The sequence below is a fragment of the Cellulomonas cellasea genome (assembly GCF_030372105.1).
In the GTDB taxonomy this organism is placed as follows: Bacteria; Actinomycetota; Actinomycetes; order Actinomycetales; family Cellulomonadaceae; genus Cellulomonas_A; species Cellulomonas_A cellasea_A.
Genome location: NZ_JAUDBQ010000007.1, coordinates 66538 through 91481, shown reverse-complemented (window position 1 = coordinate 91481; position 24944 = coordinate 66538). Strand labels below are relative to the sequence as shown.

General features: G+C 71.3%; 23 protein-coding genes. 15 read left to right on the top strand and 8 right to left on the bottom strand.

Annotation, left to right across the window (positions count from 1 at the left end; genetic code table 11):
- Nucleotides 1–99 precede the first annotated feature (99 nt).
- Nucleotides 100–1065, bottom strand: coding sequence for a DUF4862 family protein (locus QUV83_RS08585; protein WP_289563882.1), 966 nt, complete (start codon nucleotides 1063–1065; stop codon nucleotides 100–102).
- 277 nt (nucleotides 1066–1342) lie between these two features.
- Between QUV83_RS08585 and QUV83_RS08580 the strand changes: the two genes are divergently transcribed.
- The 9 genes from QUV83_RS08580 to QUV83_RS08540 all read left to right on the top strand — a co-directional run bounded on the left by QUV83_RS08580 (nucleotide 1343) and on the right by QUV83_RS08540 (nucleotide 9841).
- The gene (locus QUV83_RS08580) at nucleotides 1343–2398 is read left to right on the top strand and encodes a TRAP transporter substrate-binding protein (RefSeq protein ID WP_289563880.1); all 1056 of its coding nucleotides are present in this window, start codon (nucleotides 1343–1345) and stop codon (nucleotides 2396–2398) included.
- Nucleotides 2399–2423: 25 nt separating this feature from the next.
- Nucleotides 2424–2930 carry a TRAP transporter small permease gene (locus tag QUV83_RS08575; RefSeq protein ID WP_289563879.1) on the top strand — a complete coding sequence of 169 codons (507 nt, stop codon included), beginning with the start codon at nucleotides 2424–2426 and terminating at the stop codon, nucleotides 2928–2930.
- Between the two features lie 16 nt (nucleotides 2931–2946).
- Nucleotides 2947–4257: a TRAP transporter large permease gene (locus tag QUV83_RS08570; RefSeq protein WP_289563877.1), complete on the top strand. Its 1311-nt coding sequence runs from the start codon at nucleotides 2947–2949 to the stop codon at nucleotides 4255–4257.
- Between the two features lie 148 nt (nucleotides 4258–4405).
- Nucleotides 4406–5245: a 5-dehydro-4-deoxy-D-glucuronate isomerase gene (kduI, locus tag QUV83_RS08565; RefSeq protein ID WP_289563876.1), complete on the top strand. Its 840-nt coding sequence runs from the start codon at nucleotides 4406–4408 to the stop codon at nucleotides 5243–5245.
- An 89-nt stretch (nucleotides 5246–5334) separates the two neighbouring features.
- Nucleotides 5335–6123: an IclR family transcriptional regulator gene (locus QUV83_RS08560; protein WP_289563875.1), complete on the top strand. Its 789-nt coding sequence runs from the start codon at nucleotides 5335–5337 to the stop codon at nucleotides 6121–6123.
- 64 nt (nucleotides 6124–6187) lie between these two features.
- The gene (locus tag QUV83_RS08555) at nucleotides 6188–6979 is read left to right on the top strand and encodes an SDR family oxidoreductase (protein ID WP_289563873.1); all 792 of its coding nucleotides are present in this window, start codon (nucleotides 6188–6190) and stop codon (nucleotides 6977–6979) included.
- A 57-nt stretch (nucleotides 6980–7036) separates the two neighbouring features.
- Nucleotides 7037–8053, top strand: coding sequence for a C-terminal binding protein (locus QUV83_RS08550; protein WP_289563871.1), 1017 nt, complete (start codon nucleotides 7037–7039; stop codon nucleotides 8051–8053).
- A 10-nt stretch (nucleotides 8054–8063) separates the two neighbouring features.
- Nucleotides 8064–9089: a zinc-dependent alcohol dehydrogenase gene (locus QUV83_RS08545; protein ID WP_289563999.1), complete on the top strand. Its 1026-nt coding sequence runs from the start codon at nucleotides 8064–8066 to the stop codon at nucleotides 9087–9089.
- On the top strand, nucleotides 9086–9841 hold the full coding sequence (locus QUV83_RS08540) for an SDR family oxidoreductase (RefSeq protein ID WP_289563870.1): 756 nt from the start codon (nucleotides 9086–9088) through the stop codon (nucleotides 9839–9841). The genes QUV83_RS08545 and QUV83_RS08540 overlap by 4 nt, the downstream gene beginning before the upstream one ends.
- A gap of 44 nt (nucleotides 9842–9885) precedes the next feature.
- Here the strand turns inward: QUV83_RS08540 and QUV83_RS08535 are convergent, their stop codons facing one another.
- Nucleotides 9886–11223, bottom strand: a complete 1338-nt coding sequence (locus QUV83_RS08535; RefSeq protein ID WP_289563869.1) for an L-fuconate dehydratase — start codon at nucleotides 11221–11223, stop codon at nucleotides 9886–9888.
- A 145-nt stretch (nucleotides 11224–11368) separates the two neighbouring features.
- Here QUV83_RS08535 and QUV83_RS08530 point away from each other — a divergent pair, with 145 nt between their 5' ends.
- From QUV83_RS08530 to QUV83_RS08520, 3 genes are all read left to right on the top strand, one after another.
- Nucleotides 11369–12382 (top strand): 2-hydroxyacid dehydrogenase, encoded by a 1014-nt coding sequence (locus QUV83_RS08530; protein ID WP_289563867.1) that lies wholly within the window; start codon nucleotides 11369–11371, stop codon nucleotides 12380–12382.
- A 51-nt stretch (nucleotides 12383–12433) separates the two neighbouring features.
- Nucleotides 12434–13240 carry an IclR family transcriptional regulator gene (locus QUV83_RS08525; RefSeq protein ID WP_289563866.1) on the top strand — a complete coding sequence of 269 codons (807 nt, stop codon included), beginning with the start codon at nucleotides 12434–12436 and terminating at the stop codon, nucleotides 13238–13240.
- 142 nt (nucleotides 13241–13382) lie between these two features.
- On the top strand, nucleotides 13383–14135 hold the full coding sequence (locus QUV83_RS08520) for an SDR family NAD(P)-dependent oxidoreductase (RefSeq protein ID WP_289563865.1): 753 nt from the start codon (nucleotides 13383–13385) through the stop codon (nucleotides 14133–14135).
- Between the two features lie 29 nt (nucleotides 14136–14164).
- Here the strand turns inward: QUV83_RS08520 and QUV83_RS08515 are convergent, their stop codons facing one another.
- The 3 genes from QUV83_RS08515 to QUV83_RS08505 are packed head-to-tail and all read right to left on the bottom strand — an operon-like array spanning nucleotide 14165 to nucleotide 17834.
- Nucleotides 14165–15709, bottom strand: a complete 1545-nt coding sequence (locus QUV83_RS08515; protein WP_289563864.1) for a UxaA family hydrolase — start codon at nucleotides 15707–15709, stop codon at nucleotides 14165–14167.
- Nucleotides 15706–16689, bottom strand: a complete 984-nt coding sequence (locus QUV83_RS08510; RefSeq protein ID WP_289563863.1) for a PmoA family protein — start codon at nucleotides 16687–16689, stop codon at nucleotides 15706–15708. The genes QUV83_RS08515 and QUV83_RS08510 overlap by 4 nt, the downstream gene beginning before the upstream one ends.
- Nucleotides 16686–17834: a Gfo/Idh/MocA family protein gene (locus tag QUV83_RS08505; protein WP_289563997.1), complete on the bottom strand. Its 1149-nt coding sequence runs from the start codon at nucleotides 17832–17834 to the stop codon at nucleotides 16686–16688. The genes QUV83_RS08510 and QUV83_RS08505 overlap by 4 nt, the downstream gene beginning before the upstream one ends.
- A gap of 330 nt (nucleotides 17835–18164) precedes the next feature.
- Here QUV83_RS08505 and QUV83_RS08500 point away from each other — a divergent pair, with 330 nt between their 5' ends.
- Genes QUV83_RS08500 through QUV83_RS08490 form a run of 3 tightly spaced genes read left to right on the top strand, consistent with a single transcriptional unit; the run spans nucleotide 18165 to nucleotide 21389 of the window.
- Nucleotides 18165–19100: a carbohydrate ABC transporter permease gene (locus tag QUV83_RS08500; protein ID WP_289563861.1), complete on the top strand. Its 936-nt coding sequence runs from the start codon at nucleotides 18165–18167 to the stop codon at nucleotides 19098–19100.
- Nucleotides 19093–20010: a carbohydrate ABC transporter permease gene (locus tag QUV83_RS08495; RefSeq protein ID WP_289563860.1), complete on the top strand. Its 918-nt coding sequence runs from the start codon at nucleotides 19093–19095 to the stop codon at nucleotides 20008–20010. The genes QUV83_RS08500 and QUV83_RS08495 overlap by 8 nt, the downstream gene beginning before the upstream one ends.
- A 38-nt stretch (nucleotides 20011–20048) precedes the next feature.
- Entirely contained in the window at nucleotides 20049–21389 is a 1341-nt protein-coding gene (locus tag QUV83_RS08490) for an ABC transporter substrate-binding protein (protein ID WP_289563858.1), read from the top strand.
- Nucleotides 21390–21428: 39 nt separating this feature from the next.
- Here the strand turns inward: QUV83_RS08490 and QUV83_RS08485 are convergent, their stop codons facing one another.
- From QUV83_RS08485 to QUV83_RS08475, 3 genes are all read right to left on the bottom strand, one after another.
- Entirely contained in the window at nucleotides 21429–22487 is a 1059-nt protein-coding gene (locus QUV83_RS08485) for a LacI family DNA-binding transcriptional regulator (RefSeq protein WP_289563856.1), read from the bottom strand.
- Between the two features lie 45 nt (nucleotides 22488–22532).
- A complete protein-coding gene (glpK, locus tag QUV83_RS08480) occupies nucleotides 22533–24056 on the bottom strand; it encodes a glycerol kinase GlpK (RefSeq protein WP_289563854.1) in 1524 nt (507 codons plus the stop codon).
- Nucleotides 24057–24121: 65 nt separating this feature from the next.
- Entirely contained in the window at nucleotides 24122–24859 is a 738-nt protein-coding gene (locus QUV83_RS08475) for an MIP/aquaporin family protein (RefSeq protein ID WP_289563853.1), read from the bottom strand.
- Nucleotides 24860–24944 lie beyond the last annotated feature (85 nt).

Sequence of the window (24944 nt, the reverse complement as noted above, 5' to 3'; positions counted from 1 at the left end):
TGGTGATCCCGGTCGTGCGAGGCACTGTGGTGGTACTCAGGCGGGCGCGTGACGCGCGTGTCATGCGCGGGCGACGCGCGCGTCACGCGCCCGCGGGGGTCACGCGCGGGCGGTCGGCGCCTGCGCCTCGGCGACCTGGTCGAGGGCGGCGCGGGCCACCGCGAGGCGCGTCTCGACGTCGGCCTCGGCGGGGCGCACCGAGACCTTGACGGCGACGATCGCGGGCTCGCCGGCGGCGAGGGTCGCGGTGATCTCCTCGACGCCGAGCAGCGACGCGGCGCTGGGCTCGAGCGCGGCGGCGGTCCCACGCGGGGCGATGTGCGCGTCGCCCCAGGCCGGGCCCCAGGGCGTCTCGACGTCGGAGGCGCCGGACAGCACGACGGCGCGCAGCAGCCCGGCGGCGCGGGCGGCGTGGGCGTGCTCGACGGGGGTCTGCGCCGATCGGCCCTCGATCGCGGAGCGGCCCCAGTTGAGTCCCAGGCCGATCGGGGCGCCGGCGCCTGCTGCGGCCTGCACGGCCTCGATCTCGTCGGCGATCGACCAGAAGCCCTTGGCGTGCGGCTGGCCGGGGACGCGCGCGTCGCAGTGCTCGACGATGACCTCGGCGCCTGCCAGGTCCCAGGAGGCGATCTCGGCGAGGGAGCGGGTCAGGGCCTCGCGTGAGCCGGCGTGCGGGCCGGGCGCGCTGTGCACCTGGATGCCCACGACGCGGCGGCGTCCGTGCTGGTCGGCGAGCCGCAGGGCCAGGTCGCGGGCCTGTGCCACGTCGGCGATCGCACGCTGGCGCGCCGACTCGTCGGTGGCGGACAGGCCGTAGCCGGGGAGCGCCCCGAGGCGGCCCATGACGGTGGGGATGCAGGTGACCAGCAGGTCCCAGGCCGGGTCGAGGTGGGCTGTCTCCCAGGCGGCCTGCTCGTCGAGGGGGACGTCGGCCGGCAGGGGCAGCTCGAGCCCGGCGATGTCGAGCTCGGCGACGCCGGCGTAGAAGCGAAGGGCCTGTTCAGGGTCGCGGGGGGCCATCGCGTAGGCGCCGAGCAGGGTGCCCGGCCTGGTCTGGATCGTCATGTTTCCTCCGTCATCGATCACGCGCCGTCGCGTGATCCGGTGAGTCTCGAATTGGTATCGATCGCTGTGCCGGGACCTTCGTCACGCTGGTCAAATGCCGACCGTGTGGCTAACTTGTTCCGCACGTCAGAACTTAGTTCCATTTTCGTGAACGTGGCTACGACCCTCGGGCAGTGTCGCCGAGGTCGCCCAGCAGGCTCACGGAGATCGTGCAGCACCCCAACCCGGTGCGCCCCACCTGCTCACGTCGTCGTGAGCCGACAGAGGAGTTCCCAGAATGAGGCGAAACAAGGTTGTTTCGATCGCCGCGACGCTCGGCGTCGCCGCACTCGCGCTGACCGCGTGCAGCGCGGGCACCGGCACGGTCGACAAGCCCGCCGGTGGCGAGACCAGCGCGTCGTCGGGTGGCGGCGGGGCCGCGACCACGATGCTGAAGCTCGCGTTCAACCAGCCCGAGAACCACCCGCAGTACAAGGCTCTCGACGAGATGGGCGACCGCCTCAAGGAGCGCACCGACGGCGCCTACGACATCGAGATCTTCCCGAACGAGACCCTCGGCGCCCAGCGCGAGACCATCGAGCTCGTCCAGGCCGGCACCATCGACATGGCGTTCGTCGCGGGCTCGCTGCTCGAGAACTTCAACCCCGACTTCGTGGTCTTCAACCTGCCGTTCGCGTTCGACTCGCAGGAGCACCAGAGCGAGGTCACGAATGACCCCGAGATCGTCGGCGACCTGTACAAGTCGCTCGACGACCAGGGCATCCGCGTGGTCAGCGCGTTCCACGGCGGCATCCGCTCGGTCTACAACTCCAAGGGCCCGATCAACACCCCCGAGGACCTCGCGGGCATGAAGATCCGCGTCATCGAGTCGGACACGAACCTCGAGATGATGCGCCTCATGGGTGGCACGGGCACCCCGATGGGCCAGGGCGAGGTCTACACGGCCATCCAGTCCGGCGTCATCGACGGCGGCGAGAACAACCAGCTCATCTACGCGAACCTCAAGCACGCCGAGATCGCGCCGTACTACAGCTACACGCGCCACCTGATGTTCCCCGACTTCATCATCACCAACCCGGCGGTGCTCGAGGCCATGGGCCCTGAGGTCGAGAAGATCTTCAACGAGGAGATGGCCACCGCGCGCGTCGCCGAGGCGAAGTACTGGAAGGAAGACGTCACCACCGCGATGGCTGCTGCCGAGGCCGCTGGCGCGAAGTTCAACGAGGTCGACTCCAAGGCGTTCGCCGACGCGCTGGCCCCGCTGATCGAGTCGAAGCTCTCGAACGACGTCGTCCGCGACATCCACGCGAAGGTCCGCGCCGCGGCCAAGTGAGCCGCCCGTCCCGAAGAGGTCTGACATGACCGCAGTCAAGAATGCGCTGGACCGCATCCTGACGTGGACGTGCGTGGCGCTGTTCGCAGTGCTCGTCGTCGATGTCTCGTGGCAGGTCTTCGCGCGGCAGGTCCTCAACAGTCCCAGTGGCTGGTCTGAGGAGCTGGCCAAGTACCTGTTCATCTGGTTGGGCCTCTTCGGGGCGGCACTCGTCTTCGGCGAGCGGGGGCACATCGCCGTGGACTTCGCGGTCCGCCGCCTTCCCCAGGCAGTCCAGCTGTGGCTCACCGTCGTGGTGCAGCTCGTGATCCTCGCCTTCTCCAGCCTGGTGCTGGTGTGGGGCGGGTACCGCGTGGTGTCACTCGCCTGGGAGCAGAACCTCACGGGCCTGCCCGTGAACGTGGGGCCGATGTACCTGGCCCTGCCGATCGCCGGGGTGCTGATCTGCTTCTACACCCTCTACCACCTGATCCGGATCCTCACCGGCGCCGAGAAGGCAGTCGACGAGGACGCCGAGCCCGAGCTTCTGTAAAGGAGGGACGACAACCATGGATCCCGCAGCAATCGCAGGCCTTGTCCTCGTTGTAGGCATTGTCGTGCTCCTCCTGATCGGCACCCCGATCAGCGTGGCCGTCGGCGGCTCGTCCGCCGTGGCGATGATCGTCATCCTCGGCTTCGAGAATGGCGTCCTCACCTCTGCCCAGCAGATCTTCCGGGGGATCAACTCCTTCCCCCTGCTCGCCATCCCGTTCTTCGTCCTCGCCGGCGTCATCATGAATAACGGCGGTATCGCCCTACGGCTCATCAACGCCGCCAAGGTGATGGTCGGCAAGGCCCCGGGCTCGCTCGCGCAGTCGAACGTCGCGGCCAACGCGCTGTTCGGCGCCGTCTCCGGATCGGCAGTCGCGGCCGCCGCGGCCGTCGGCTCCACCATGGGCCCGCTGCAGGCGAAGGAGGGCTACGACAAGAACTTCGCCGCGGCCACCAACATCGCCTCGGCTCCGGCCGGCATGCTCATCCCCCCGAGCAACCTGATGATCGTCTACTCGCTCGTGTCGAGCACGTCGATCGCCGCGCTGTTCGTCGCGGGATATGTTCCGGGCATCCTCTGGGCGCTGACCTGCATGGTCGTCGTCTACCTGTATGCCCGCAAGCGTCCTGAGCTCAAGTACACGGACAAGATCACGTTCGGCCAGGGAGCGAAGATCATCCTCGACGCGGTGCCGTCGCTGGCGCTCATCGTCGTGGTCATCGGCGGTATCCTCGCCGGCTACTTCACGCCGACCGAGGGCTCGTGCATCGCGGTCGTCTACTCGCTGGCCCTGTCGTTCATCTACCGGGCGATCAAGGTCAAGCAGCTGCCCAGCATCTTCATGGACGCGACCCGCACCACGGCCGTGGTCATGTTCCTGGTCGGCGTCTCGTCGGTCATGGGCTTCGTGATGTCCTACGCCAAGATCCCGGCGCTGGTGTCCGAGGCGATGTTCAAGGTCAGCGACAACCCGGTGATCCTGCTCCTGCTGATCTCGCTGGTGCTGCTCATCATCGGCTGCTTCATGGACCCGACGCCGGCGGTGCTGATCTTCACGCCGATCTTCCTGCCGATCGTCACGAGCTTCGGGATCCACCCGGTGCACTTCGGCATCATGATGATCTTCAACCTGTGCATCGGCACGATCACCCCACCGGTGGGACCCGTGCTGTTCGTGGGGGCCAAGGTCGCGAACCTGGCCATCGAGGACGTCATCCGCCGCCTGCTGCCGTTCTTCGGCGCGCTCGTCGTGATGCTCATCGTCGTGATCTTCACGCCTGCGCTGTCGATGTGGCTGCCGACCACCCTCGGATTGGTGATGCCGTAGGTGGAGGCTCCGCCGGGCGGGGCACGTCCCCTGTGCCCCGTCCGGCAACCCGACTTCTCTCCTTATATATAGGGCCTGCTGCGCACCGCCTCCGCGTGAGCGAGCGGCCCACCCGTCCCGCACGGGGCCACGCACGGAAAGGCACGTCATGGAACAGCGCTACGCCACCAGCCCGGAGCACATCCCGGGCATGGACACCGCCGAGCTGCGGCGCCGGTACCTCGTCCAGGACCTGTTCGTCGCCGACGAGGTCAACGCCGTCTACACGCACCACGACCGCGTCGTGCTCGTCGGCGCGCTGCCGGTGACCACCACTGTCGTGCTGCCGACCTTCCCCGAGATCCGCAGCGACTTCTTCTTCGAGCACCGCGAGGCCGGCATCGTCAACGTCGGCGGGGCGGGCACCGTCACCGTGGACGGCACGGTGCACACGCTGGCCCACGGCTCGTGCCTGTACATCGGCCGTGGGGCCAAGGACGTCGTGTTCGCGTCCACCGACGTCGACGGCGAGCGCGGCCCGGCGCGGTTCTACGCCGTCTCCGCCCCCGCGCACACCGCGTACCCGACCACGCTGGTCGAGGCCGGCCAGGGCAACGTGCGCGAGCTGGGCGATCCGCTGACGTCGAACCGTCGGACGCTCAACCAGTACATCCACGAGAACGGCGTGCGCAGCTGCCAGGTGGTCATGGGCGTCACGACGCTGCACCCGGGCAGCATGTGGAACACCATGCCCGCGCACACCCACGACCGGCGCATGGAGGCGTACCTCTACTTCGACGTGCCGGAGGACGCGCGCGTCATCCACATCCTGGGCGAGCCGTCCGAGACCCGTCACCTGGTGGTGGGCAACCACGAGGCGATCATCTCGCCGAGCTGGTCGGTGCACTCGGGCGTCGGCACCGCGAGCTACAGCTTCGTGTGGGCCATGGCCGGTGAGAACCAGTCCTTCGACGACATGGACACCTTCCCCGTCGCCGAGATGCGCTGAATCCGAGCGGATCCCGAGGCCGACCTGGTACGACATGCCATGACAGCGGTCGACGGAACCGATCATCACCACACGACAGGCAGACACCCATGGTCAACGAGGTCGAGAACCCCGGCGCAGCGCAGGGCACTGCCTTGAGCGCGAGCGAGAAGACGCTGCTCGTGCTGGAGGCGGCGATGGCGCACGCCAGGTTCACGGATGTGGTGGAGGCGACGGGGCTGGCGAAGGCCACCGTGCACCGCATCCTCGCGACGCTCAGTGACAGGGGCTTCGTGGCGACAGGATCGGACGGCGGGTATCTGCCCGGCCCGAAGATCCTGTCGCTCGCGGGCCTGGCGTTGCAGCGCATCGACATCTCGGCGATCTGCCAGCCGTTCGTGGACGAGCTCGTGGACCGGGTGAAGTGCACCATCCACGTGGGCGCCGCGAACGGCGACGAGATCGTCTACCTGATCCGCACCGACTCGGACAAGCCCTACAAGATGCCCTCGCGGGTGGGGCACGCCATCCCCATGCACTCCTCGGGCATCGGCAAGGTCGTGCTGAGCGACTACAGCGACGACGCCCTGGCGCGGTTCGTGGCCCGGGCGGGCCTGCCCCGTCGCACCGAGCACACCCTGACGACCCTCGACGAACTGCGCCGCGAGCTCGCGCACGTCCGCAAGGTCGGGTACGCGCTCGACCGCGAGGAGAACGTCCCCGGGGTGGCCTGCGTGGCAGCCCCCGTCCGTGACCACACGGGCACCGTGAAGTACGGGCTGAGCATCTCGACGCTCACGCTCGAGCACTCCCTCGACCAGATCGAGGCCATGGCCCCCGAGGCCGTGGCCGCAGCCGGCCGGATCTCCGCGGCCCTGGGCTACCGACCCAGGGCCTGACCCCCGGCGCCACGCAGTCGTGCGTGTCGCCGTGCACCGCACGACCCACAGAGAGCGCAGACATATGAGCAACGCAGCCCAGACCCCCGCCCAGTTCGCCGAGTCCCTGCTGTCCATCGAGGGGAAGCTCGCCGTGGTGACCGGCGCGAGCCAGGGCATCGGCCTGGCCATCGCCACGACGCTGGCGAAGGCCGGCGCGGACGTCATCGGCGTCAGCTATGACATGCCGGAGGGCGACAGCGACGCCCGCGCCGCCGTGGAGGGCGCCGGTCGCGCGTTCACCCCGATTCGCGCTGACTTCTCCGACCGCGCGCAGGTGGCCGAGCTGGCCGCGCGCCTCGTCGACCTGGACGTGGACATCCTGGTGAACAACGGCGGGACGATCCGCCGGGTGCCCGCCGCCGTGCACCCCGACGAGGACTTCGACCACGTGATCGACGTCAACATGCGCACCACGTTCGTGCTCTCGCGCGAGGTGGGGCGCGGCATGATCGAGCGCGGCAGCGGGAAGATCGTCAACACCGCGTCGATGCTCTCGTTCCAGGGCGGCATCAACGTCCCCGGGTACACCGCCTCGAAGTCGGCCGTCGCCGGCCTGACCAAGGCGCTCGCGAACGAGTGGGCCGACAAGGGCGTCAATGTCAACGCCGTCGCCCCCGGCTACGTCGCCACCGCCAACACGCACGACCTGCGCCAGGACGCCGCGCGCAGCGACTCGATCCTCGGGCGCATCCCCGCGGGCCGCTGGGCCCAGGCGGAGGACATCGCCGGCGCCGTGCTGTTCCTGTGCTCGCCCGCCGCGAGCTACGTGCACGGCGCGATCCTGCCGGTGGACGGCGGCTGGCTGGCTCGCTGAGCCCCGCCCCGAACCACCCCTCGTAGAGCCTCACCCCACGTAGAGCAAGGAAGCACCGTGCGCATCGTCATCACCGAGTGCGACCACGACACGTTCACCGCCGAGCAGGCAGTGGTGGACGCGGCCGGGGCCGATCTCGTCCTCACCCAGTCCCGGGACGCCTCCGAGCTGGTCGCGAACGCGGCCGGCGCCCAGGGCATCCTCGTCCAGTACGCGCACATCACCGCCGAGGTCATGGACGCGCTGCCCGATCTGCGCGCCATCGGCCGGTACGGCGTGGGCGTCGACTCGGTCGACGTCGCGGCGGCGACCGCGCGCGGCATCGCCGTGTGCAATGTGCCGGACTACGGCACAGAGGCGGTGTCCGACCACGCGATCGGCATGGCGCTGGCCGTGGCCCGGGGCATCCCGCGCCTCGACCGCGGCGTGCGCGCGGGGTCCTTCGACCTGGTGGCGGTGCGCCCGCTGTTCCAGACCCGGGCCCGGGTGTTCGGCGTCGTCGGCATGGGCCTGATCGGCACCGCGACGGCCCGCAAGGCCGCCGGCCTGGGGTACGAGGTCATCGGCTACGACGTGGCGGCCGAGCCGGGCGCGGCGACGTTCCACGGCTTCCCGTCGGTGTCGCTCACCGAGCTGCTGGAGCGCTCGCAGGTGGTCTCGGTGCACGTGCCGCTCACCGAGAGCACACGCGGCATGATCGGCGCCGCCGAGCTCGCGCTGCTGCGCGAGGACGCGATCGTGGTCAACACCGCGCGCGGCGGCGTGATCGACGCGGACGCGCTGGTCGACGTGCTGACCGCCGGCCGCATCCGGGGCGCGGGCATCGACGTGCACGTCACCGAGCCGATCCCCGCCGACGACCCGCTCACCGGCTTCGACAACGTGGTGCTCACCCCGCACCTCGCCTGGTACACGGAGGAGTCGTACGACGAGCTGAAGCGGCGCACCGTCGAGAACGTCGTCGAGGTCTGCGCGGACCGCGCGCCGCGCAACATCGTCAACCCCGAGGTCCTCGGGGCCCCTGGGCGGAACAGCACGTGCCCGCCCGCCACCACCCGCACGACAGGAGCATGACGTGAGCAGCATGAAGGCGGCCGTCTGGACCGCCACAGACGAGGTCGCCGTCACCAGCATCGCGATGCCGGAGGTCCCCGAGGGGTGGGCCCTGGTCAAGGTCGCGTACAACGGCATCTGCGGCACGGACCTGTCGATCCTGCACGGCAAGCACCCGCGCGCCCAGGCGCCGCTGGTCATGGGCCACGAGCTGTCGGGCTGGGTGGAGCGCGCCGGCGCGACGGGCCCCGCCGAGGGCACGCTCGTGATCGCCGAGCCGCTCATCAGCTGCGGCGAGTGCAAGGCCTGCCGTGACGGCCACGCGCACGTGTGCCGTCGCCTCGGGCTGTACGGCATCGACACCGCGGGCGGCATGGCGCAGTACGTGGCGCTCCCGCCCGAGGTGCTGCACCCGGTGCCCGAGGGCGTCGACCCCCGCACGGCCGCGCTCGCCGAGCCGCTCGCCGTCGCGGTGCACGCCGTGGCTCTGTCCGGCATGGAGAAGGGCGACGTCGTCGCGGTGTACGGCGCCGGGCCCATCGGCATCCTCACCGCGCTGGTCGCCCGCCACGAGGGCGCCGCGCAGGTGGTCATCACCGAGCCGAGCGCCTGGCGCCGCGAGGTCGCCGAGGGCCTGGGCTTCACCGTCGTGCCCGAGGGCTCGACGATGGCAGAGGTGCTGGCGCCGCTGACCGACGGCGAGGGCGCCGACACCACGTTCGACAGCGCCGCGCACCCGAGCGTCGCCGCCGAGCTGACAGCGATCACGCGCGTGCTGGGCCGGATCGTCGTGGTGGGCGTCTACAAGCAGCCCACCCCGATCGACCTGCGCGACGTCTGCTTCAAGGAGCAGTCGGTGGTCGGGGTGCGCGTGTACACGTCGGCCGACGTCACGCGCGCGATCGAGCTCATCGCCTCCGGCGACCTGGGCCTCGACCGCTTCCCGACCAAGGCGTTCTCGCTCGAGGACGTCAGCGCGGCATTCGACGCCGCCACCTCGGGGCAGGACTGCCTCAAGGTCCTCCTCACCCCCCTGGACGGAGCGGCAGACGCATGAGCAACGCCTTCGATCTCACTGGCAAGACCGCAGCGGTGACCGGGGGAGGGCGCGGCCTCGGTCTCGGCATCTCCCAGGCGCTGCTGGAGGCCGGCGCCGACGTCATCGTCTTCGGCCGCAGCGGCATCCCCGACGAGCTCTCGGCGCTGGCCGGCGAGCTGGGCCGCACGGTCTCGTTCTACGCGCTCGACCTGGCCGACACCGACCAGATCGCCGAGGTGGGCGCCCAGGTGCTCGCCGAGCACCGGGTGGACGTGCTGGTCAACAACGCCGGCACGCAGGACCGCCACCCGGCGATCGACTTCCCGCTGGACGCCTGGGACCGCGTCATCGACGTGAACCTGCGCTCCGTGTTCCAGCTCTGCCAGATCTTCGGGCGGCCCATGCTCGAGCGCGGCGAGGGGAAGATCGTCAACCTCGCGTCCCTGCTGAGCTTCCAGGGCGGCCTCACCGTGCCCGCGTACGCCGCGAGCAAGGGCGCCGTCGCGCAGCTCACCAAGGCGCTGTGCAATGAGTGGTCGGGCAAGGGCGTCAACGTCAACGCGGTGGCGCCGGGCTACATGGCCACGGAGATGAACACCGCGCTGCTGGCCGACCCGGTGCGGCTCGAGCAGCTCTCGGTGCGCATCCCGGCCGGGCGCTGGGGCCAGCCCGAGGACATCGGCAACGTCGTGGTGTTCCTCGCGTCGCAGGCCTCGGCCTACGTGCACGGCCAGGTGCTGGCCGTCGACGGCGGGTGGATGGCGCGATGAGCACAGCCCGCGTGGGCGTCAGTGACGCCCACGCGGGCTCAGGCTCACACGGCGGCGGCGGCCTCGTCAGCGAGGCGGCCAGCCCAGTAGGACCCGTCCGGGTACCGGAACTCGGCCACCGAGGCGGCATGCATCTCGGTGGAGTACCCCGGCAGGCTGGGCAGCACGTACGCGGCGTCGCGCACGATGCACGGGTCGGTGAAGTGCTCGTGCAGGTGGTCGACGAACTCGGTGACGCGGCCCTCACGAGTGCCGGACACGGCCACGAAGTCCAGCGCCGAGACGTGCTGCACCATCTCGCACAGCCCCACGCCGCCCGCGTGCGGGCACACCGGCACGTCGAACTTCGCGGCGAGCAGCAGCACCGCCACGATCTCGTTGAGGCTCGCCAGGCGGCCCGCGTCGAGCTGGCAGAAGTCCATCGCCCCGGCCTGCATGAACTGCTTGAACATGACCCGGTTGTGGCAGTGCTCGCCGGTGGCGACCCCCACGGGCGCCACGCCGCGCTTGATGGCCGCATGGCCCAGCACGTCGTCGGGGCTGGTGGGCTCCTCGATCCAGAGCAGGTTGAACTGGGCGAGCGCGTTGGTCCACTCGATCGCCTGGTCGACGTCCCACACCTGGTTCGCGTCGATCATGAGGATGCGGTCCGGGCCGATGACCTCGCGCGCGATGGCGCAGCGGCGGATGTCCTCCTCGAGGCTCGTGCCGACCTTGAGCTTGATGTGCTGGTAGCCCTCGTCGATGGCCTCCTGGCACAGGCGGCGCAGCTTCTCGTCGCTGTAGCCGAGCCAGCCCGCGGACGTCGTGTAGCAGGGGTAGCCGGTGGCCTCGAGCTCGGCGATGCGGGCGGCCTTGCCGTCCTCCTTGGCGCGCAGCAGCGCGATGGCCTCGTCGCGGGTGAGCGCGTCGGACAGGTAGCGCAGGTCGGCGACGTCGACGAGCTGCTCGGGCGTCATGTCGGCCAGCAGGCGCCACACCGGCTTGCCGGCGAGTCTCGCCACGAGGTCCCAGGCGGCGTTCATCACGGCGGAGAGCGACAGGTGCACCACGCCCTTCTCGGGCCCGAGCCAGCGGATCTGCGCGTCGGCGGTGAGGTCGCGGTAGACCTGGCCCATGTCGGCGGCCATCTCGGCGACGTCGCGGCCCACGAGCAGGGCGGCCTGCTGGCGCGCGGCCACGCCGACGATGTCGTTGCCCCGGCCGGTGGTGAACGTCAGGCCGAAGCCGGCGAGCGGCGCGCCGTCGGAGGCTGTGCCGTCGGTGCGCAGCACGACGTAGGCGGCGGAGTAGTCGCCGTCCTTGTTCATGGCGTCCGAGCCGTCGGCGGTGAGCGAGGTCGGGAACCGGACGTCCTCGATCTCGATGCTGGTGATCTTCATGCGGCACTCCGTGGTGGTGGGGGAACGGCGTGTCCTAGGCTAGCATTCATCAGATGAATTGACGTTGGTCCTGCGGCTCTGCTCGCGCGAGGCCGAGAAACGTGGAACAACAGGGCAGGACAGATCCGATGACTAGGAGCGAACCGTGACCACCGACTACCTCGTGGGCCTCACCCCCGACGTCCTGCGGCCCGACGGCTCCGTGTTCTTCGGCGACGTCGGCCTGGACCGGCTCACCGACGCCGGCCTGCGCTGGGAGGTCATGCCCGCCCAGCACGGCCACGTCATCAGCGGCCTCGAGCCCTACGACGCCGTGCTGTCCTTCGGCCACCTGCACGTCACCCGCGAGGCCGTCGCCACAGCTCCCCGCCTGCGGCACGTCGCCCGGTTCGGCGCCGGCTACGACGGCATCGACCTGGACGGCCTCGCCGCGGAGGGCGTCGTCGTCACCAACACCCCCGACGGCGTGCGCCGACCGCTGGCGCTCTCCGCGCTGACCCTCGTGCTCGCCCTGGGCCACCGGCTGCTCGACAACCACCGCGCCGCCACCGAGGGCCGATGGTCCGCGCGCGGCGACTACCGCGGCATCGGCATCGCGGGGCGCACCGTCGGCATCATCGGCTTCGGCAGCGTCGGCTCCGAGCTCGCCACACTGCTCCAGCCCCTCGGCGTCCGCGTGCTCGCCTACGACCGGCCCAGCGCGCACGACCGCGCCGCCGCCGCCGGCGTCGAGGTCGTGCCCCTGGACCGCCTCGCCGCCGAGAGCGACTACGTCGTGCTCACCGCCGCGCTGACGCCCAGCTCCCGCCACATCGTGGGCGCCGAGTTCCTGCGCGCCATGCGGCCCAGCGCCTACCTGGTCAACGTCGGGCGCGGCGGCCTCGTCGACCAGCCCGCGCTGACCGACGCCCTGCGCGACGGCCGGATCGCCGGCGCGGGCCTCGACGTGCTCGACCCCGAGCCGCCCGCCCCCGACGAGCCGCTGCTCGCCTTCGACAACGTGATCCTCACCCCGCATGCGCTGTGCTGGACCGACGACTTCGTCAGCGGCGTCGCCCGCAGCGCCACCGACGCGATCATCGACGTCGCGCACGGCCGGCGCCCGGCGCACCCGCTCAACCCCGCAGCCCTGGAGCACCGGCGGAACACCACGCCCTGACGTCAGCCCGCGCGCCTACTCTGGGCGCATGCCCACGCCCCGATGTCCCCGATGACCGACAACCCGTCCGCCTCGCCGGTCGAGTCGGTGGACCGCGCGCTCCTCGTGCTCCAGGCGCTGGCCCGGGCCGGGAGCCGTGGGCTGACGCTCGCCGACCTCGCCAGCTCGCTCGGGCTGCACAAGACCACAGTGCACCGCGCGCTGCAGGCCCTGCGGTTCCGCGGGTTCGCGACACAGGACGCGGCCACCGGCCACTACGTGCTCGGCCCGTCCGCGACGCTCCTCGCCGACGACTTCCTCAGCGACGAGAACCTGCCGCTGATGCTGCACCCCGCCCTCGTGGCACTGAGCGGCGCCGTGGACGAGCTGGTGCACCTGGGCGTGCTGAGCGGCTCGCACGTCGTCTACCTCGACAAGGTGGAGCCCGAGCGGTCGGTGCGGGTCTGGTCGGCCGTCGGCCGCCGCAGCCCGGCGGTGCGCACCGCGCTGGGCCGGGCGCTGCTGGCCTACCGGGGCACAGACCGCGCCGCCCTCGCGGGGTACGCGCGCGCGGACGAGGACGCCGGCCAGGCGCCCGGGCACGCGGCGGCGGGCGGCGCGGCGCAGGCGCAGATCGCCGAGGCCGCCTGGGCGGCGATCGAGGCGGCCCGGACCCGCGGCTACGCCACCGAGCGCGAGGAGAACGAGCCCGGCATCAGCTGTGTGGCGGTGCCGCTGCTCCGTTCGGGCGCCGCCATCGCCGCCGTGAGCCTCACCGCCCCCGCCGAGCGGATGACCACCGAGCGCATCACCTGGCTGCACGGCACGATGCGCGAGGTGCTGCCGCCACTGCTGCCCGCGGGCATCACCCTTCCGTGACCGCCCGCCGTCCCCGCCATTGGGGCCGCCGGGTGAGGCTCGGCCGTGGGGTGTAGACCCGCGCCCCACGGTGAACTAGCGTCGCGCCAGGTTCCCGGGACACGCCGCCCACTGCGGCGCGCCGGATAAGCAGGGAGTGGTCATGGACATCCTCGAGGGTCGACGCGCGCTGGTCACGGGCGCCGCGACCGGAATCGGCCGGGCCACAGCGCTCGCGCTCGCGCAGGCCGGCGCCGACATCGCCTTCACGCATCTGACGCACGACCCGGCGGAGGTCGTCGCGGAGATCGAGGCACTGGGCCGCAAGGCTGTCGCTTTCCAGCTCGACGCCCGGCACAGCTGGGACGTGGACCGCGTCGTGGTGCAGGCCGCCGACGCGTTGGGCGGCGGCATCGACATCCTCGTGAACAACGCGGGCGGCCTGGGCGGGCGCCAGCTCGTCACCGGGATGGACGACCAGCACTGGCACCAGGTGCTCGACCTCAACGTGTCGAGCGTCTTCTACGCCACCCGCGCCGTGCTGCCCCTCATGCCCGACGGTGGCCGCATCATCACCATCAGCTCGCTCGCCGGCCAGAACGGCGGCGGCACCGGGGCCGTCGCGTACGCCACGGCCAAGGCGGCGCTCGACGGCTTCACCCGGGCCGTCGCCCGCGAGCTGGGCCCGCGCGGCATCACCGTGAACTCCGTGGCGCCCGGCTTCATCGGCGGCACCCCGTTCCACGCGGTGCACACCCCGCAGCCCGCGCAGCAGGCCGCGATCGAGGGCACGCCGCTCAAGCGCGCGGGCACGCCCGAGGACGTCGCGGCGGCTGTCGTCTACCTGGCCTCCGACGGCGCCGGGTTCGTCTCCGGCGCCGTGTTGGACGTCAACGGGGGCGCGTACTTCCGCTGACGCCACGCGGGTGCGCCGGGCAGGTCACGTCACGTCACCGTGCCGAGCTGCCACGGGATGAACTCGTCCTGGCCCAGGTCGAGCTCCTCGGAGACCGTCTGCTCGCCCGAGGCCACCGCGATGATCTTCTCGAAGATCTCCTCGCCCACCTCGGCGATGGTCGCGGAGCCGTCGACGATGCGCCCGGCGTTGAGGTCGATGTCCTCGGCCATGCGCAGGTACATGTCGGTGTTGGTGGAGACCTTGATGGACGGGGTCGGCTTGCAGCCCAGCACCGAGCCGCGCCCGGTGGTGAACACGACCACCGTGGAGCCGCCGGCGACGATCCCGGTCACCGACACGGGGTCGTAGCCGGGGGTGTCCATGAAGGTGAACCCCTTGGCCGTCACGGGCTCCGCGTACTCGTAGACGGCCGCCAGCTCGGCTGAGCCGCCCTTGGCGACGGCGCCCAGCGACTTCTCCAGGATGGTCGTCAGCCCGCCGGCCTTGTTGCCGGGGGAGGGGTTGTTGTCGAGGGACCCGCCGCCGTGCGCGGCGTACTGCTGCCACCAGTCGATCCGCCGCAGCAGGGCCTGGCCGACCTCCTCGGAGACCGCGCGCCGCGTCAGCAGGTGCTCGGCGCCGAAGACCTCGGGCGTCTCGGCGAGGATCGTGGTGCCGCCGTGGGCCACGAGCAGGTCGGAGGCGTGGCCGAGCGCGGGGTTGGCCGTGATGCCGGAGTACCCGTCGGAGCCGCCGCAGTTCATGCCGAGCACCAGCTCGGAGACGGGCGCCGGCTCGCGGCGCAGCGCGTCGATGGCGGGCAGCATCTCGGTGATGGCCTCGACGCCCGCGCGGACCGTCTTGCGGATTCCGCCGCTCTCCTGGATGACCAGGGTGCGCACCAGCTTGTCGTCGGGCAGGTCGAGGCCGTCCAGCAGCGATTGCGCGGGCAGCATCTCGCAGCCGAGCCCGAGCACCAGCAGCCCGGCGAAGTTCGGGTGGGCGGCGTAGCCGCGCAGGGTCCGCAGCATCATCTGCGCGCCCTCGCTGGCGGGCACCAGCCCGCAGCCGGACTGGTGGGTCAGGGCCATCACGCCGTCGACGTGCGGGTAGGCCTCGAGCACCGGACCGCGGAACTGGTCGGCGATGAGCTTCGCGGAGGACGCCGAGCAGTTCACCGAGGTGAGGATGCCGATGTAGTTGCGCGTGCCCCAGCGGCCGTCGCCGCGGCGGTACCCCTGGAACGTGCGCGGGGGGCCGGTGGGGGCCGGGGGCCGCACGCGGGCGGTGCCGAACTCGTAGTCCCGTGCGGCGTCGTCCATGCCGAGGTTGTGCGTGTGCACGTGGTCGCCCACGGCGATGTCCCGCGTGGCGCGCCCGATGGACTGGCCGTACTTGTGCACCTGCCCGCCGGCGGGCACCGCGCGGACGGCGAGCTTGTGGCCGCGCGGGACGCTCTGGGCGACGGTCAGCGGCTCGCCGTCGTGCAGCAGGGCAGTCCCGGACTGCAGGTCGCGCGTGGTCACGACCACGTCGTCGCCGGGGCGCAGCAGGATCGCGTTGTCGTGCAGGGCGGGGGTGAGGGTCGTCATGGACCGGTCTCCGGGGTGGCAGGGGATCTCAGGATAGGTCTGGCCAGCAGGCGCTCGACGTCGGCGTCGCGGGTGCGGCCGTCGGCGACGAGGATGCGGAACGCCCGGCGCAGGCCGGCGCCGGGCCGCACGGTCACGGCCCGCTCCCAGGCCAGCGCGGAGCCGACTCCGGGGTAGCCGGAGACGCGCACGAACCAGGGATCGCGCGCGGTGGCCTCGTCGGACGGCGCGATGGCGATGGTGAACTGGCCGGCGTCCCCGGGCGCCGCGGCGGGGTGGTGGCCGTCGGGGGCGGCGGCGCGCGCCGACCATGCCAGCCATCGGGCGCCGTCGGCGGGCACGGAGCCGTGCACGGCCTCCTCGCCGCGGGCCACAGCGGTGCGCACGTCCACGTCCGCGCAGGCGGGCAGCCGCCAGAACAGGCCCCCGTAGCCGCCGCCGACGCGCCCATGCGCCCCGGGGCTGCCGAGCCGCACCGGGCGGGCCGCCGTCAGGGCGGTGGACCAGTCGAGCCGCCAGGCCTGCGCGTCGGCGCGCGCCCAACGCAGCACGCGGGTCTCGGTGAGCAGCGGCTCGCCGTCGGCGGCGAGCCAGGTCAGCCGCTGCGCCAGCGCGTCGGGCGCCTGCTCGGCCCAGCCGTCGTGCCGGATCCGGCCGTGGTCCCGGCGCCAGGTGTACCCCTCGCCGGGCAGGTACGTCCTGCCGCCCCACAGGTTGTGCCCGTCGACATCCTGCACGCCGAGGCCGAGGCCCACATGCCAGGTGTGATCGGCCGGGGCGGAGTCGGTGACGGCCACGCCCGCCAGGGTGCGCACCGGGTGCAGGTGCGGGCGGGGGGAGTCGAAGCCCGGGGCCCCGGCGCCGTCCACGCAGACCGCCACGGCCGTCCCGTCGATCGTGAGCTCGGCGAGCCGTGCTGACGGGCCCCATCGGGGGCTCGGCTCCCAGGGCGGCGCCTTCACCACCGGCGTGGCGCTCATGCGCGCACCGTCCAGGGCGCCTCGAGCTCCTCGAAGGTGCGCAGCTCCTGGGCGACGCGCTCGCACCAGTGCTCGACATCGCGCACCACGAGCCGGGGGCCGAGCTCGTCCTGCACCCGGTCGATGTGCTCCGCGGCGATCTGGCGTGGCGCCGGGGCGTTGCGGACCGCCTCGAGCACGCGCATGAAGGCGCCCGTCGCGGACAGCGGCGCGAGCAGCGGCGTGTGCGGGTCGGCGCGGTGCGCGAGCAGGTTCTCCAGCAGGTCGGTGCGCCCGCAGTCGATGGTGCGCTCGCCGCGGCGGCCCGAGACCTCGACCACGTCGCGTGTGTAGTGCAGGACGACGTGGCCGGCGCTGCCGTGCACGACGATCCGGGGCGCGGTCTGGGCGCTCGCGCACAGGGTCAGGCCCAGGGCCACCCGCAGGCCGCCGCGGGTGGTGACGCGCACGCTGCTGGTGTCGTCGGCCTCGATGCCGTTCGCGCGGGACAGGTCGAGCTCGACCTCCGCGATGTCGTCGACGGTGCGCGCGTCGGCGAGCAGCAGCGCTGTGGCGACGGCGTGGGCGAGCGGGTTGGTGGTGACCCCGTCGACCACGGGCCGGCCCGCGAGGGTGCGGCGGCCGGCCCAGGGCGCGCGGGCCCAGTAGTCCTCGGACCGCACCCATGTGCCCACGCCGCCGATGCCGCGCACCTCGCCGATCTCGCCGGCGGCGACGGCCTCGCGCACGACGTCGAGGGCATGGGAGCCGTAGGTCTGGAACCCGACCTGGACGGCGCGGCCGAGCTCCCGCGCGACGTCCACGAGGCGCACGAGCTCGGCGAGGGTCGCGGTGGGCGGCTTCTCGAGCAGCACGTCGCAGCCGGCGCGGATGGCGCGCTCCGCGAGGGGCGCGTGGGTGTCGATGGGGGTGCAGAGAATGACGACGTCGGGCCGCTCCACGTCGAGCAGGGCGTCGAGGTCCGGGAACCAGGGAATCGGTCTCTCAGGATCGGCCATCGCGAGGCGCAGGCCGGGTGGCTGGCCGGTCCCCGGAGCGGCTCCGTCGACCAGTGGCCGGGGGTCGACGACGGCCGCCACCCGCAGGGCCCCCCGCTCCTCGAGTGACCGGATGTGACCAAGATGTGATGTTCCGTGGCCATGCACTCCCACGAGGGCCACCGTGGGGGTGTTCGTGGCGGCCTGTGGCGGTATTTTGCCTGGTGAGAGGCGGTGTTCGCGGTCGAGCTGCCGGGTCGGTCCGGGCTGTTTCGGCACGGGGGCTCCGTCTCACGGTGGCGCCGGCGCGAGCCGGCCTGCGCGGGTGTGGTTGACATCACATCTGGGCGACTGGTACCAAACTACTACACAAAGCGGAGAGCGCTTTCCAGCAGCAGTTGCTCGGGCATCAATGAAGATCCACCGGGAGTGCGCATGACCCTCGTCCAGCACCATCTGACGGCCACCGCCGTCCGTCCCCCACGGGGGCGGTGACGCATGGCCGGCATCGCCGAGCTCCGCAAGCTCCGGGGCAGTGCCAGCAAGTCCGTCGCCCCCTCGGAGCGGGGTGACAACAAGGCCGCCCTGCTGTTCCTCGGGCCATGGTTCGTCGGCCTGCTGCTCATCACCGTGGGGCCGATCCTCGCCTCGCTGTTCCTCTCGTTCACCGACTACAACCTGCTGCAGCCGCCCACGTGGATCGGCCTCGACAACTACGCGCGCATGATCGACGACGCGCGGCTGCACCAGTCGCTGCGGGTGACGTTCACCTACGTCTTCGTCTCGATCCCGCTCCAGCTCGCCCTGGCGCTGGCGCTCGCGCTGTTCCTCGACCGCGGCGTGCGCGGGCTGGCCTTCTACCGGTCCGTGTTCTACCTGCCGTCGCTGCTCGGCGGCTCGGTGGCCATCGCGCTGTTGTGGCGGCAGGTCTTCGGCACGCAGGGCCTGGTCAACCAGTTCCTGGAGGTGTTCGGCGTCGAGGGCAAGGGCTGGGTCTCCCACCCCGACACCGCGCTCGGCACCCTGGTCATCCTCAACGTGTGGACCTTCGGGGCCCCGATGGTGATCTTCCTCGCCGGGCTCCGCCAGATCCCGGAGATGTACTACGAGGCCGCCCAGATCGACGGGGCCGGCAAGGTGCGCCAGTTCATGGCCATCACGCTCCCGCTGCTGACGCCCATCGTCTTCTTCAACCTGGTGCTCCAGGTCATCCACGCCTTCCAGTCGTTCACCCAGGCGTTCGTCGTCAGCGGCGGCAGCGGAGGGCCCGTCGACTCGACCCTCTTCTACACGCTCTACCTCTACCAGAAGGGCTTCGGGGCACTCGATATGGGCTACGCCTCCGCGATGGCCTGGCTCCTGCTCGCCATCGTCGCCGGACTGACCGCCATCAACTTCGTCGCCTCCAAGTACTGGGTCTTCTACGATGACTGACACCGCGACCAGCCTCCCGACCCGAGCCGCCGACGAGCCCACCAGGACCCGTCCGCCGCTCGCCCCGCGCCGCCCCAGCGCCCGCGCCCGGCTGCGCGTCGTGCTCAAGCACGCGCTGCTGATCGCCTTCGGGCTGATCATGATCTACCCGCTGCTGTGGATGCTCGCGAGCTCCCTCAAGCCCAGCGCGTTGATCTTCCGCGACCCGTCGCTGCTGCCCTCCGAGATCGACATGAGCAACTACACCGTCGGGTGGAACGCCCTGGCGCACCCGTTCAGCCACTACCTGCTGAACTCCGCGGTGCTGGTGCTCGGCGCGCTGCTCGGCAACCTCGTGTCCTGCTCGATGGCCGCCTACGCGTTCGCCCGGCTCAACTTCAAGGGCCGCAAGATCTGGTTCGCCATCATGCTCATGTCGATCATGCTGCCGATCCACGTGGTGATCGTGCCGCAGTACATCCTGTTCTCCCAGCTCGGCTGGGTGAACACGTTCCTGCCGCTGATCGTGCCGAAGGTGCTGGCCACGGACGCGTTCTTCGTCTTCCTGATGGTCCAGTTCTTCCGGGGCCTGCCACGGGAGCTCGACGAGGCCGCCCGCATCGACGGCGCCGGGCACGTGCGGATCTTCCTGCAGGTGATGCTCCCGCTGTCGGTGCCGGCGCTGGCCACCACGGCGATCTTCACGTTCATCTGGACGTGGAACGACTTCTTCCACCAGCTCATCTTCCTCACCAAGCCGGACATGTACACGGTGCCGATCGCGCTGCGCTCGTTCATCGACTCGTCCAGCGAGAGCTCGTGGGGGCCCATGTTCGCCATGTCGATCGTGTCGCTCATCCCGCTGTTCCTCATCTTCCTTCTCGGTCAGAAGTACCTCGTCAAGGGCATCGCCACGACGGGGATCAAGTGATCCACCGGTCCCACCACCTCCCGCACCGAAGGAGCACGATGTCTCTTCCCACCAACCCCCGCCGCCTCGCGCGGCCGGGTGTGCGCCTGGCCGCCGTCACTGTCGCCGCGGCCCTCGCACTGTCCGCCTGCGCCGGGTCCGACGACCCCGGCTCCGACAACAGCGCCACCGAGGCCGCCGACGAGGAGGTGACCATCCGGTTCTCCTGGTGGGGCTCCGACAGCCGGCACGCCCTCACCCAGCAGGTCATCGACGCGTTCGAGGCCAAGCACCCCAACATCACGGTCGAGCCGGACTTCACCACGTGGGACGGGTACTGGGACAAGCTCTCCACGTCGATCGCCGGCGGTGACGCCCCCGACGTCATCACGCAGGAGGAGCGGTACCTGCGCGACTACGGCACCCGCGGGGTGCTGCTCGACCTCGCCGAGGTGGAGGACTCGCTGGACCTGTCCGGCATCGACCCGTCAGTGGCCGAGTCCGCCAGCTTCGACGGCGCCACCTACGGCGTGGCCACCGGCGTGAACGCGTACGTGGTCCTCGCCGACCCGCAGGCCTTCGCCGACGCGGGCGTGGAGATGCCCGACGACACGACGTGGACGTGGGACGACTACGTCGAGATCGCCACCAAGATCTCGCAGGCCAGCGGCGGCACCGTGTACGGCACGCAGGACTTCGGCTTCAACGAGCCCGGCTTCTCGATCTACGCCCGCCAGCACGGCCAGTCCCTCTACAAGGAGGACGGCACGCTCGGCTACAAGGACAGCCTGATGGCTGACTGGTGGAAGATCTCGCTCGCGCTGCAGGAGGCCGGCGGCCAGCCCGAGGCGTCGCGCTCCGTCGAGATCGACGGCGCCGGCCCCGAGGGCTCGCTGCTCGGCACCAACACCGGCGCGATGGGCGTGTGGTGGACCAACCAGCTCGGGGCGATCTCCAAGGCGTCGGGCCGGCAGCTCGAGATCCTGCGCTTCCCCGGCGAGTCCGAGGGCAAGCGCACCGGCATGTACTTCAAGCCGGCCATGTACTACTCCGTGGCCAAGACCTCGGAGCACCCGGAGGAGGCCGCGCTGTTCATCGACTTCCTGGTCAACAGCACCGAGGCCGGCCAGATCCTGCTCTCCGACCGTGGGCTCCCGGCGAACCTCGAGGTGCGCAAGGCGGTGCAGCCCAACTTCGCGGACGCGGACAAGCAGGCCGCCGAGTTCCTCGAGGGGCTCAGCGCGGACGTCGTCGACGGGGTGGCTGTCCCGCCCGTCGGCGCCGGCGAGGTCGTGCCGCTGATCAAGCGGATCAACGGCGAGGTCCTCTTCGGCCAGATCACGCCCGAGGAGGCGGCGGCGAAGTTCACCGCCGAGGTCACGACGGCGACCCAGAAGTAGCGCGAAGCAGGCCCCCGGCCACGGCGCCGGCCAGCACCGTCAGGATGCTGAGCCGGCGCCGTTGCCGTTGCTCGGGTGACGCGGCGGGGTCGAGGCGCGCAGCACCACCGTGGCCTCCACGTGCACTAGGCGGGGCTCATCCGACGGCGGCGCCAGCGCCAGCTCGGTGGCGGCGACGCCCACCTCGACCAGCGGCACCCGGACGGTGGTCAGCGGGGGGGTGACGTCGCGCAGCGTGACGATGTCGTCGAAGCCGGCCACGGCCAACTCGCCCGGCACGTCGACGCCCGCGTCCCGCGCGGCGGCCATCGCGCCCACCGCCATCACGTCGTTCACCGCGAACACCAGCTCCACGGAGCCGCGGCGCCGCAGCAGGTCCTGCATGCCGTCGTAGCCGCCGTCGCGGGTGAACGCGCAGCCGATGACGTTCGCCGGGTCGAGCGCCACGCCCGACTCGGCCAGCCCAGCGCGGAAGCCGTCCAGCCGCTCCCGGGCCGTCAAATGGCCCGCCGGGCCCGCCAACACCGCGAACTCCCGGTAGCCCAGGCCGTGCAGCGCCCGGGCGAGGGCCGCCGCGCCGTCCGCGTTGTCGATGACCACGGTGTCGACGCCCAGCACGGGCTGCCCGACGAGCGCCGCCGAGCCGCCGCCCGCGCGATAGTCGGCCAGCGCCCGGCGCAGCTCGGCGTTCAGCGCGTCGTCGTCGGTGCGGCCGCCCGCGATGATGATCGCCCGCGCCCGCTGGCGCTGCAGCACCTCGATCAGCCCGCGCTCACGCGTCTGGTCGTGCCGGGTGCTGGCGAGGGTGACCGCCAGGCCGGAGCGGTCGGCGGCGGCGCTGACGCCCGCGGCGATCGAGGAGAAGTACGGGTCCGCGATGTCGTGGACCACCAGGCCCAGGGACGTGGTGCGGCCGCGCGCCATCGCCTGCGCGTTGGCGTCGGGGGAGTAGCGCAGCCGGGCCGCGGCCGCGAGGACCCGCTCGCGCAGGTCCTCGCGGACAGTGCGGTTGGCGCTGCCGTTGATCGCACGGGACGCGGTGGCGAGCGAGACGCCCGCCTCCCGTGCGACATCGCTGAGCGTGACGGTGGCGGCCATGCCGTCAGGGTAGGGGGTCGCGGCCCCGTCGCCCAGGTCGGCGTCTCACAGCACGTCGTCGTCCACCCAGTCGAAGGTCTTCGTCACCGCCTTCTTCCACAGCCGGTACTGCCGTTCCCGGTCGGTGGCGTCCATCGAGGGCTCCCAGCGCTTGTCCTCGGCCCAGTTGTCGATGACGTCCTGCTCGCCCGACCAGAAGCCGACCGCGATGCCCGCCGCGTAGGCGGCGCCCAGCGCAGTGGTCTCGGCGACCTTCGGGCGGATCACCGGCACGTCGAGCACATCGGCCTGGAACTGCATCAGCAGGTCGTTGCCGACCATCCCGCCGTCCACCTTCAGCTCGGTGAGCGCGACCCCGGAGTCGGCGTTCATCGCGTCGACGACCTCGCGGGTCTGGAAGGCGGTCGCCTCGAGGGCCGCCCGGGCGATGTGCGCCTTGGTGACGTACCGGGTCAGCCCGACGAGCGCCCCACGCGCCTCCGAGCGCCAGTACGGCGCGAACAGCCCCGAGAACGCCGGCACGAAGTACGCCCCGCCGTTGTCGGGCACGCTCGCGGCGAGCTTCTCGATCTCCGGCGCCGACTTGATGAGGCCCAGGTTGTCCCGGAGCCACTGCACCAGGGAGCCCGTCACCGCGATGGACCCCTCCAGCGCGTAGATGACCGGCTTCTCGCCGATCTTGTACGCGACGGTGGTGAGCAGGCCGTTCTCGGAGGGGACTAACTCCTCACCGGTGTTGAGCAGCACGAAGTTGCCGGTGCCGTAGGTGTTCTTCGCGGTGCCCACGTCGAAGCACGCCTGCCCGAACGTCGCGGCCTGCTGGTCGCCGAGGATCCCCGCGATCGGCACCTTCGGCACCAGGCCGCCCAAGCGGCCCTGCCCGTACACCTCGGAGGAGGAGCGGATCTCGGGGAGCATGGACATCGGGATGCCCATCTCCGCGGCGATCTCCTCGTTCCACGTGAGGGTGTCGAGGTTCATCAGCATCGTCCGGGACGCGTTCGTCACGTCGGTGACGTGCACCCCGCCCTCGACGCCGCCGGTCATGTTCCACACCACCCACGAGTCGGTGTTGCCGAACGCCAGGTCCCCGCGCTCGGCCTTCTCGCGGGCGCCCTCCACGTTGTCGAGGATCCAGCGGATCTTCGGCCCGGAGAAGTACGTCGCCAGCGGCAGCCCGACGCGCGACTTGTACCTGTCGGCGCCGCCGCCGAGCGCCGCGAGCTGGTCGGCGATCTTCTGGGTGCGGGTGTCCTGCCACACGATCGCGTTGTAGACGGGCTTGCCGGTGGTCCGGTCCCACACCACAGCCGTCTCACGCTGGTTGGTGATGCCGACGGCCGCGATGTTCCGGGCGGTGAGGTTCGCGCGAGTCAATGCGATGCCCACGACCTCGCGGGTGTTGCGCCAGATCTCCTCGGCGTCGTGCTCCACCCACCCGGGCCGGGGGAAGATCTGCTCATGCTCGATCTGGCCGGAGTTCACGATGGTCCCGGCATGGTCGAACACGATGGCGCGGGTGCTGGTGGTCCCCTGGTCGATCGCCAGGACGTACTGGGTGTCAGACATGGTGGTCCTCTCCGTCGAGGGATCGGGTGCGGGATGTGGGCGCCGCTCGGCGAGCGGCGCGTCGGTCAGATGAACCAGTTGGCGCCGAGCCCTCCGAGGACGCCGCCGACGATCGGGCCCAGCACGGGGACCCACGCATAGGACCAGTCGCTGGAGCCCTTGCCCCGGATGGGCAGCAGCGCGTGGGCGATGCGAGGGCCGAGGTCACGCGCTGGGTTGATGGCGTACCCGGTGGGGCCGCCGAGGCTGGCGCCGATCCCGACCACCAGGAACGCGACGGGCAGCGGGCCCAACTGGGCGGGGTCGTTGGCGAACATGAGGATCACGAACACCAGCACGAACGTGGCGACGACCTCAGTGAGGAAGTTCCACCCGTAGGAGCGGATCGCCGGGCCGGTGGAGAACACCGCCAGCTTGGACGCGGGGTCCAAGTCCTCGTCGAAGTGCTTCTTGTACGCCAGATAGCTCACCAGCGCGCCCAGCGCGCCGCCGAACATCTGCGCGGTGACGTACACGATGCCGTTCCAGGCCGACACCTCGATGCCTGGCGCGAACTCCTCTGCGCCGTTCGCCCAGATGCCGAACGTCACCGCTGGGTTGATGTGCGCGCCGGTGCGGAAGGCCGCGTACACGCCGGCCAGCACCGCGAAGCCCCAGCCGAAGTTGATGAGCAGCCAGCCGCCGTTGAAGCCCTTCGACTTCGGCAGCAGGACGTTGGCGACCACGCCGGTGCCGAGCAGCGTCAGCAACCCGGTTCCGACGGCCTCCGAGGTGAAGATCTCCCAAGTGCTGTACACGTCCACGTGCGACCTCTTTCCTGAGCGACGTCGGTGTCGTCCGGGGGAAGAGCCGTGGTCCCCGGAGGCCTCGGAATTGCCGGAGCCTGTC